This is a genomic window from Desulfuromonas sp. CSMB_57, assembly GCF_020194955.2.
Lineage (GTDB): Bacteria > Desulfobacterota > Desulfuromonadia > Desulfuromonadales > Syntrophotaleaceae > JAFCIY02.
The window spans coordinates 24726-33364 of record NZ_JAFCIY020000032.1 but is presented as its reverse complement, the minus strand read 5'-3'; the positions used below and the strand labels follow the sequence as shown (position 1 = coordinate 33364).

Below are 8639 nucleotides of genomic sequence, written 5' to 3'. Positions count from 1 at the left end.
CCGAACCACCCGAACCACCCGAACCACCCGAACCACCCGAACCACCCGAACCACCCGAACCACCCGAGCCACCCGAGCCACCACCGCCATCATCGCCGGGAAGAACCGCAGCAACCGGATCAAAGCTATTCGAAACCCCTGAACCAAGCTCTTTGACGGCCACCAGGGCCACGGCCGCGATCAATGCCAACATCACGGCATACTCGGTGGCCGTCGCCCCCCGTTCAGACTTCAGTTTTGAGCCCATGCGCAACGCTCCCCCCCAACAATCGTATGCAGCAATACCAGCAGTGAGAATTTAAGGCTAACCTTTGCGCGCGACAACAACAATTCCCGAATCCGTAACCGTATACCCTTTTTGCCGATCCGCATCGGCGTCATAACCGATCTCTTCGCCGTTGGCGATGACCATGTTTTCATCGATGATCGCCTTCCGGATCCTGGCGTTCCGGCCGATGGTGACGTTATCGAACAGAATGGAATCCTCCACCAGGCTGTAGCTGTTGATCTTGCACAGCGGCCCGAGAATGGACCGCCGCACGATGCCCCCGCTGGTGATGCACCCGCCGCAGACATAGGAATCGATATTCATCCCGCGACGATCGTCGTCATCGAACACGGTTTTCGCCGGAGGATAGTTACCCTGGTTGGTAAGAATGGGCCATTTATAGTTATAGAGATTGAGTTGCGGAGAAACATGAACCAGGTCCATATTGGCCTCGTAATAGGATTCAATGGTTCCCACATCCCGCCAATAGCCGCGTTCTCCGGTTTTCATACCCGGTATCAGGTTGTCGTTGAAGTTGTACGCCAATACCTTGTCGCCCCGCTCCAGCATCAGGGGAATCACATGCTTGCCGAAATCGAGGTCGGCAAATCGTTTCTTGCCCTCCCGCAAAACATCGATAAGTTTGCTGGTGGAAAAGATGTAATTGCCCATGGAAGAAAAGCAGGTGTCCCGTCCGGGGATGGTCTCCGGCCTGCTCGGCTTCTCCGTGAAGGCCGTGACCCAGTTGTCGTCATCCACGGAGAAAACGCCGAAACGCCGCGCCTCTTCGGCGGGCATTTCCAGGGAGGCGATGGTGATGTCGGCCCGGTTCATGCGGTGGGCATAGATCATCTGCCGGATATCCATCTTGTAGATGTGGTCGCCGCCGAACACCGCCACATAATCCGTATCCGCCGATTCCACGAAGCGCTGGTACTGCAGGATGGCGTCGGCCGTGCCCTGGAACCAGGCTTCGCTTTCGCTGCTGGTCTCAGGCGAAATGGGCACGTAGAACTCGCCGAGGCCGGTCCATTTACCCCAGGAGTCCCAGATATGCTGATTCAGGGAGCAGGCGCGATACTGGGTCAGGATGTAGACCCGCTTGATGCCGGAATTGAAGAGATTGCTCAGGACAAAATCGATGATCTTGTATTTCCCGCCGAAGGGTAACTCCGGCTTGGCATGACGCAGGGTCAGCGGGCTCAACCGCTCTCCCTTGCCCCCCGCCAGCACCATGGCCAAAGTATTCCTGCCGATATCGTCCATTGCATACATGCGGGAACCTCCTGAAAAAATGAATGAGAGCGAAATCGATTGACAACATGTAATAAACTATACCACGCAAACCCCTCGTAGCATCCTCCCTGGAGGATACATCAAAACCAAAAACCGGTTTTCACCCCCCTCTTCCCTCGAGGCACAGAGGACACAGAGTTACAATCTGAGAAAATCAAAACCTGAAACCTCTTTTAGCCGCAGATGAACGCAGATGAACGCAGATAAAACCTAAAAACCGCTTGATGGTTTAAACCCAAACCCAGTTTTAATGATTTTTACTCCTGTTTTTCCTCTGTGTCCTCTGTGCCTCGAGAGAGCGCAGCGAACGGGTGGTAGAAATAGATTTTCTGATTTTTGCCTTGTCTGCGTTCATCTGCGGCCATCTGCGACTAAAATGCCTTTGACCTTGATGTCAAAATCTTTGAGACGCAGATTTCGCAGATTTACGCAGATAAAATCTTAAACCCATAAACCTTTTTTCACCACCCGCTTCGCTCGAGGCACAGAGGACACAGAGTTACAATCTGAGAAAATCAAAACCTGAAACCTCTTTTAGCCGCAGATGAACGCAGATGAACGCAGATAAAACCTAAAAACCGCTTGATGGTTTAAACCCAAACCCAGTTTTAATGATTTTTACTCCTGTTTTTCCTCTGTGTCCTCTGTGCCTCGAGAGAGCGCAGCGAACGGGTGGTAGAAATAGATTTTCTGATTTTTGCCTTGTCTGCGTTCATCTGCGGCCATCTGCGACTAAAATGCCTTTGACCTTGATGTCAAAATCTTTGAGACGCAGATTTCGCAGACAAACCATAAAGCAAGAATCTTGTTTAAAAAAACCCGGGCCATGATGGCCCGGGTATCTGGAAAAACCGGCGTACCTGTGTATTTGTTCGAATACCACTCCCTTACTGCGGCAGCAACACCGTATCGATAACATGAATGACACCGTTGGAAGCAGCGATATCCGTCTGCACCACGTTGGCGTTGTTGACCTTGACCCCTGAACTGGTATCGATGGCCAGGTTTTGCCCTTGCACCGTTGTCGCGGTGGTCAATCCTGCCACATCGGCCGCCATGACCTGGCCCGGCACCACGTGATAGGTCAGGATTTTAACCAGTTGTTCCTTGTTCTCCGGCTTCAGCAAATCGTCGAGGGTTCCTGCCGGCAGTTTGGCAAAAGCTTCATCGGTCGGTGCAAAAACCGTAAACGGTCCAGGACCGGAAAGGGTCTCGACCAATCCGGCAGCTTTGACCGCCGCCACCAGGGTATTGAAGCTGCCCGCCGACGAGGCAACTTCAACGATATTCATGGCCGGCGCTTCCGCAACAGCCGGTGCAGCCGTTTCCGGAGCGGCCGCTTCTTCCTTTTTGCAAGCAGTCAGACCGAAAACCATCATTGCGCCGGCCACCAACAACGTCATAACCGCCTGTTTTTTTTGGATCAGCATGGTAGAATTTCTCCTTGGATGAGAGAGAGGCTTGTCCATTTTCGGTACGCCAAGTTTTTGACCAGACAGCATGGACCAAAGCTATCACTTTTCCAGCCGGTTGCAAGAACAGGCTTGAAAAATAATAAAAAAACTGCTGGATTCCCGACCATAAACACCTCGGGAATGACATTTTGTGAAATCATCAAACATTCAATGCCTTTTGCAGGAGCAACCATGGAACAGAATTTGGAGTCAAACATTCGGCAACTGCTCGCCAACCAGAATTGTGCCGTCCTGGCCACCAGCGAGAACGGTCGGCCCTATACCTCCCTCATCGCCTTTGCGGCCAGCGATGACCTGCGCCGCTTGCTGTTCGTTACCGCACGGGCGACCCGCAAATTTTCCAACCTCCGCCAACAACCGCAGGTCTCCCTGCTTCTGGACAACCGCAAGAATTGTGGTGAGGATTTTCGCGATGCCATGGCCGTCACCGTTCTCGGCGTCGCCGGCGAAGTTCCGGATGCCGAACAAGCCGAAAGGATGAATCTGTTTCTGGAGCGCCACCCCCTGCTTCAGGAATTTGCCGCCTCCCCGAGTTGTGCTCTGCTGGAGGTGAAGGTCCAGCGTTACATCCTGGTCAGTCGCTTTCAAAACGTCATGGAACTGGTTTTCGAGTCATGAAGTGGATTCTGAGCCTGACCGAGGCCAAAACCTGCGGATCGCAGGAAGTAGGTGGCAAGGCCCGGGCCTTGGCCGACCTGACCGCTGCCGGCTTTCCCGTGCCGCGTGCCCTGTGCCTGACCGTCGCCGCCTATGGTCGGTTCGTCCGGCAAACCGGCCTGCGGCAGCGCATCGCCATGGAACTGGGACGCAAGGATCCAGGCGAAATGCGCTGGGAAGAACTGTGGGACGCCTCCCTGAGAATCCGCAACCTGTTTTTGACCACCCCCTGGCCCCCGGGCATGGAACGGCGGTTTCGGCAGGAAGTCGAGGCTTATTTCGGCGCCAAGGCCTTGGTGGTGCGCTCTTCGGCGCCGTGCGAAGATTCCGCGGCGGCCTCCTTCGCCGGCCTGCATGAATCCATCGTCAATGTCCGCGGCACCTCGGCGCTCCTCGATGCCGTGCGCAAGGTTTGGGCCTCCCTATGGTCGGATCGCGCCCTGCTCTACCGACAGGAGTTGAAGCTCAATGTCCATGGCAGTGCCATGGCAGTGCTCATCCAGGAGTTGGCGTGCGGTGAGAAATCCGGCGTCGCATTCAGCCAGAGCCCGTCAAAGCCGGGGACATTGGTCATCGAATCGGTCTGGGGTCTGAACCAGGGCCTGGTCGACGGCGACATCGAACCGGACCACTGGGAACTGCAACGGGACGATCTGACAGCCCTTCGGCACCGCCCGGCGCAACGGGAGAAGCTGTTGCAACCCATTGGAGGCCAGGTCGCCGCCGCTCCTTTGGATAAATGGCAAATGGGGACAGCTCCCCTGAACGCGCAAGAGGTCCGGCAGGTGGCCAAGCTGGCCTTGCATCTGGAGGACTTTTTTGGCAACCCCCAGGATGTGGAATGGACCTGGCAGGGAAAGCATCTTTGGCTGCTGCAGTCCCGACCTGTCACGGCCCGCCAAAATGCCGGGAATGACGACCAACGGGGCTGGTACCTCAGCCTGCACCGTTCCATGGAAAACCTCCAGAACCTGCGCCGCCGACTGGAACAGGAAATCCTGCCGGGCATGGAAGCCGCGGCCGCCGGGTTGTCCTGCATCCCGCCCGAATCCCTCACCGACAGCCAACTTGCCGAAGAAATCATCCGCCGTCGAGGCATCCTGGCCGATTGGGAGGAGGTCTATCGCACCGAATGCATCCCCATGGCCCACGGCGTGCGTCTGTTCGGCGAGTTTTACAATGATACTTTGCATCCCGCCGATCCCTTCGAGTTCGTCCACCTGCTGGAGAATGCCGGTATGCGGGCGGTGCAGCGCAATCGACGTTGGCTGGAACTGGCGATGGCCATCAAAACCGATTCGGAGATTCAGACCGATTTTTTCAAGGACGCCAAGCTGACCGGACCGTTACAGGAGCGACTGGAGGAATTGGCGGAGGAAACCGGCCTGGAAAAAAACGTATTGAGAGGAATGCTGAACCGCATGGCACAAACTGCCGGCTTCAAGCCCGCTGCCAGGGAACCTCAAAATGCCAAGCACTTGCAGAAGGAATATTTGGCTCGATTCCCCCAGGAAGATCGAGAGCGCGCCGCCGAATACCTGGAGCTGGGACGGGCCAGTTACCGGTTGCGGGATGACGACAACCTCAGCCTGGACCGGATCCGCCGACAGGTAGCCGCTGCCGAAGGGGAAGCCAGGCGCCGTCTGGCACTGGCGGCAACATCGGAACTGCAAGCCCTGCTGAATCCGGAAAAAACCAAGGCCGGTGATGGCCGACAATCCGGTACGCACTGGCTTTCTTCCACGATGGAAATCAGGGTCCGGCAACTTCAGGGACAACCTGCCGGTCCGGGAGTGGTAACGGCGAAGGCGCGGGTGATTCGCGAGGCATCCGACCTCACCTCTTTCCAACCTGGCGAAGTCCTGGTCTGCGACGCCATCGACCCGGCCATGACCTTCATTGTTCCCCTGGCATCAGGCATTGTCGAACGACGCGGAGGCATGCTTATTCACGGCGCCATCATCGCCCGCGAGTACGGCCTGCCGTGCGTCACCGGCATCGCCAACGCCACGGACATCATCCAAAACGGCGAACGGGTGACGGTGGATGGCTATCTCGGGTTGATTGTCATTCACCGGGACTGAACAGGTATTTCTCACCACCCGCTTCCCTCGAGGCACAGAGGACACGGAGTTATAATCTGAGAAATTCCAAACCTAAAATATCTTTTAGCCACAGATACACGCAGATGAACGCAGATAAAACCTGGAATCATTCTTTGGTTTTAACCCAAGACCATGGACTTTAAGGTTTCCTCCCGCTTTTCCTCTGTGTCCTCTGTGCCTCGAGAGAGCGCAGCGAACGGGTGGTAGAAATAGATTTTCTGATTTTTGCCTTGTCTGCGTTCATCTGCGGCCATCTGCGACTAAAATGCCTTTGACCTTGATGTCAAAATCTTTGAGACGCAGATTTCGCAGATTTACGCAGATAAAATCTTAAACCCATAAACCTTTTTTCACCACCCGCTTCGCTCGAGGCACAGAGGACACAGAGTTACAATCTGAGAAAATCAAAACCTGAAACCTATTTTAGCCGCAGATGCACGCAGATAAAACATGGAATCGTTTTTTGGTTTTAACCCAAGACCATGGACTTTAAGGTTTTCTCCCGCTTTTCCTCTGTGTCCTCTGTGCCTCGAGGGAGCGCAGAGAACGGGTGGTAGGAATAGATTTTCCTGTTTTTGCCTTGTCTGCGTGCATCTGCGGCAAAAAACGCCTTTTCCTTTGCCGGCCTTCATCTCCGACCCAAAGACTTTGAACCAAAAGGCCAGGCATTGCCAACGACCCGAGAACTATTTTTATTATTTAATTAGTTGCCCAAAGAATTTCTTAAAATATTTCTATTTCCACCGCGCATCTCAGTTTTTAGCTCCACAACAAGCTAAACCCTTATTTCCAAGCAGGTTTATCACCATGAAACCGATTTTGCCCGCACTGGAAAAAATTGGAGGTTTACAAAAAGTTGACATGACAAACACCGATTTATCTGATACATACTTATTACAAAAGTTTCTTGTTATGCATTACACCGATGGTTTACGGAGAATCCCCGCCGCCGGACGGCGACTCCACCGCAGGCCCCTCTTGGCAAGGCCTGCTCTCGTGGGGATTCTCCCTGGAGGAGAACACCAGATAATGGTAAGCGACATAGTTCCACGCCATGCTGCCCGCCGTTGCGACCGCCTTCGCGAAATTGGCCCTGAGGATAAATTCCCGGTCGGCCAGAATTCCGCTTTGCATTACTCCATAGATCAAGCCCGAATTCACCAGCAACCCTACCAGGGATACACCCAGAAAAAGGGCATATTGTCCCACGGTCCCGTGCCGACTGTCCTTGAAGGTCCAACGCTTGTTCCAAAAATAGCTGTTCAGGTTGGCGGCAAAGAAGGCCCCTGCATTCGCCACGGCCAGCACAGCGGTGCTTTGTATAGCGAAGACCCATACCAACAGGTTCAGGATTCCGTAATCCACCAGGGTGTTGAATCCCCCCACCAAACCGAAACGAATTATTCTCATATCAATCTCTCCATGCCATGCCACAAAAACTTGGCCTCTATCGATGGCACATACTGGAATAAATTCCCCTTAAGTATACACGCTTCTGAAGGCAAATTTTCCTCAACTAAATCAATCGATTATGAATACCCTCGGATTTTATGGGCATTTTTTTAAAAGGCCGAATCCGCGTGTTCGAACACAAACATTATCCATGTTCTTGACAGCAGGCGATAGCAAGATATTCTGGAATCAAAAGAGATAGTTATCGACCATGGAACACCAGTTGTCAACTTTTTGAATTTTTTTCATGCTCTTTTTTTAGAGGTTATTGCAAGCCCCAGTTTTAATGGTAAAGTCACAGGCAATTTCACCCTTCGCGGGGATACACAATGAACTCCCCCCGATATTTTCTGGAAAGTCAGAGGGGATTTTCCGGAAACAAACACCATGACAAGGAGGCACGGAGATGAACAAATTCTGGTCGAAAATGAGGGAATTGGCAGTAAGTGAAGAGGGGGCGACGGCTACGGAATACGCGGTCATGCTGGCGCTGATTATTGTTGTGGCGATTGTCGCCATCACCAACTTGGGTGGGAAGGTAAATAATACCTTCGAAAACATTGAGGAACGTCTTCCTTAATATTTAATAATTATATTTAAAACTGGCCATCCTTTTACCTTGCTAGGTGGAAGGATGGCCTCAGAAAATTGCTAAGTCTAATATAGGCATTTTTCAAAAATGTATTGAATATCACCTGAGGCAAAAAGAATGCGTGGAAGACGGGCCTTTAAGATTTTAAATTTAATATTTACCGCCATGGCGGTAGTTTCCTGCTTACTGATTTTATCGACTAATTCAGCGAATCATGTCTTTCTTTTTGCCTCAACTTACTTGACTATTATCAGCCTGATCGATGCAAAACTATCAAAGATTCCAAACATAATTACCTTTCCTTTCTGCATTCTCGCCATCTTGTACAATACTATTTTTTCAGGATGGGAGGGGTTAGGGTTGGCCTTAGCAGGTACAGCTTCAGGACTGGGGTTACTGCTACCGATTTTTCTTTTAGGAGGCATGGGCGCCGGTGACGTCAAGGCACTCGCTGCGCTGGGAGCTCTTATGGGTCCCAAAGATATCCTGCAAATCTTCCTTTACATGGGAATCGTTGGCGGGGTTATCGGTTTAATGTATTTCGTGGTATCGGGACGCATGACATTTCTGCTGTCATATATTTCACAGAGATTTAAGGAATATTATTTTTTTAAAGATATCCAGCCATTCAAGGCCGGCAAGGGTGAAAGTGGAATCCGGTTTCCATACGCTATCGCCATCGCTTTTGGTTTTTCAATTTATGTTCTTAGGGGCGGCATTATTTAAAAAGACAATTTTTCCTGGCGACACTTTTCGCCTTGGGATTTAAATATACCCATAAACAGTAATTCTTA

At 52.2% G+C, this 8639-nt stretch carries 8 protein-coding genes; 4 read left to right on the top strand and 4 right to left on the bottom strand.

Annotated elements, in window-relative coordinates; genetic code table 11:
• From JQN68_RS10385 to JQN68_RS10375, 3 genes are all read right to left on the bottom strand, one after another.
• The coding region (locus JQN68_RS10385; RefSeq protein WP_249621175.1) for a Flp family type IVb pilin at nucleotides 1–247 on the bottom strand (247 nt) is incomplete at its 3' end.
• A 57-nt stretch (nucleotides 248–304) separates the two neighbouring features.
• Nucleotides 305–1543, bottom strand: coding sequence for a glucose-1-phosphate adenylyltransferase (gene glgC / locus JQN68_RS10380; protein WP_225073903.1), 1239 nt, complete (start codon nucleotides 1541–1543; stop codon nucleotides 305–307).
• A 908-nt stretch (nucleotides 1544–2451) separates the two neighbouring features.
• Complete coding sequence (locus JQN68_RS10375) at nucleotides 2452–2940, bottom strand: fasciclin domain-containing protein (RefSeq protein ID WP_502799358.1); 489 nt, start codon at nucleotides 2938–2940, stop codon at nucleotides 2452–2454.
• 270 nt (nucleotides 2941–3210) lie between these two features.
• On the opposite strand from JQN68_RS10375, the gene JQN68_RS10370 reads away from it, so the two are divergent.
• Together JQN68_RS10370 and JQN68_RS10365 are read left to right on the top strand one after the other, a co-directional pair.
• Nucleotides 3211–3657, top strand: a complete 447-nt coding sequence (locus JQN68_RS10370) for a pyridoxamine 5'-phosphate oxidase family protein (protein WP_225073837.1) — start codon at nucleotides 3211–3213, stop codon at nucleotides 3655–3657.
• Entirely contained in the window at nucleotides 3654–5780 is a 2127-nt protein-coding gene (locus JQN68_RS10365) for a PEP/pyruvate-binding domain-containing protein (RefSeq protein ID WP_249621174.1), read from the top strand. The genes JQN68_RS10370 and JQN68_RS10365 overlap by 4 nt, the downstream gene beginning before the upstream one ends.
• A 951-nt stretch (nucleotides 5781–6731) precedes the next feature.
• Here JQN68_RS10365 and JQN68_RS14895 read toward each other — a convergent pair.
• Nucleotides 6732–7211, bottom strand: a complete 480-nt coding sequence (locus JQN68_RS14895; RefSeq protein ID WP_225073382.1) for a GtrA family protein — start codon at nucleotides 7209–7211, stop codon at nucleotides 6732–6734.
• A 448-nt stretch (nucleotides 7212–7659) separates the two neighbouring features.
• Between JQN68_RS14895 and JQN68_RS10355 the strand changes: the two genes are divergently transcribed.
• Both JQN68_RS10355 and JQN68_RS10350 read left to right on the top strand, forming a co-directional pair.
• Nucleotides 7660–7833, top strand: coding sequence for a Flp family type IVb pilin (locus tag JQN68_RS10355; RefSeq protein WP_225073380.1), 174 nt, complete (start codon nucleotides 7660–7662; stop codon nucleotides 7831–7833).
• 129 nt (nucleotides 7834–7962) lie between these two features.
• Nucleotides 7963–8571 carry an A24 family peptidase gene (locus JQN68_RS10350; RefSeq protein ID WP_225073379.1) on the top strand — a complete coding sequence of 203 codons (609 nt, stop codon included), beginning with the start codon at nucleotides 7963–7965 and terminating at the stop codon, nucleotides 8569–8571.
• The last annotated feature ends 68 nt before the right edge of the window (nucleotides 8572–8639 follow it).

Excerpts from the sequence above, each read along its gene's own strand:
- glgC (WP_225073903.1), bottom strand. The coding sequence starts at position 1,543 with ATGTATGCAATGGACGATATCGGCAGGAATACTTTGGCCATGGTGCTG.
- JQN68_RS10375 (WP_502799358.1), bottom strand. The coding sequence starts at position 2,940 with ATGGTTTTCGGTCTGACTGCTTGCAAAAAGGAAGAAGCGGCCGCTCCG.
- JQN68_RS10370 (WP_225073837.1), top strand. The coding sequence starts at position 3,211 with ATGGAACAGAATTTGGAGTCAAACATTCGGCAACTGCTCGCCAACCAG.
- JQN68_RS10365 (WP_249621174.1), top strand. The coding sequence starts at position 3,654 with ATGAAGTGGATTCTGAGCCTGACCGAGGCCAAAACCTGCGGATCGCAG.
- JQN68_RS14895 (WP_225073382.1), bottom strand. The coding sequence starts at position 7,211 with ATGAGAATAATTCGTTTCGGTTTGGTGGGGGGATTCAACACCCTGGTG.
- JQN68_RS10355 (WP_225073380.1), top strand. The coding sequence starts at position 7,660 with ATGAACAAATTCTGGTCGAAAATGAGGGAATTGGCAGTAAGTGAAGAG.
- JQN68_RS10350 (WP_225073379.1), top strand. The coding sequence starts at position 7,963 with ATGCGTGGAAGACGGGCCTTTAAGATTTTAAATTTAATATTTACCGCC.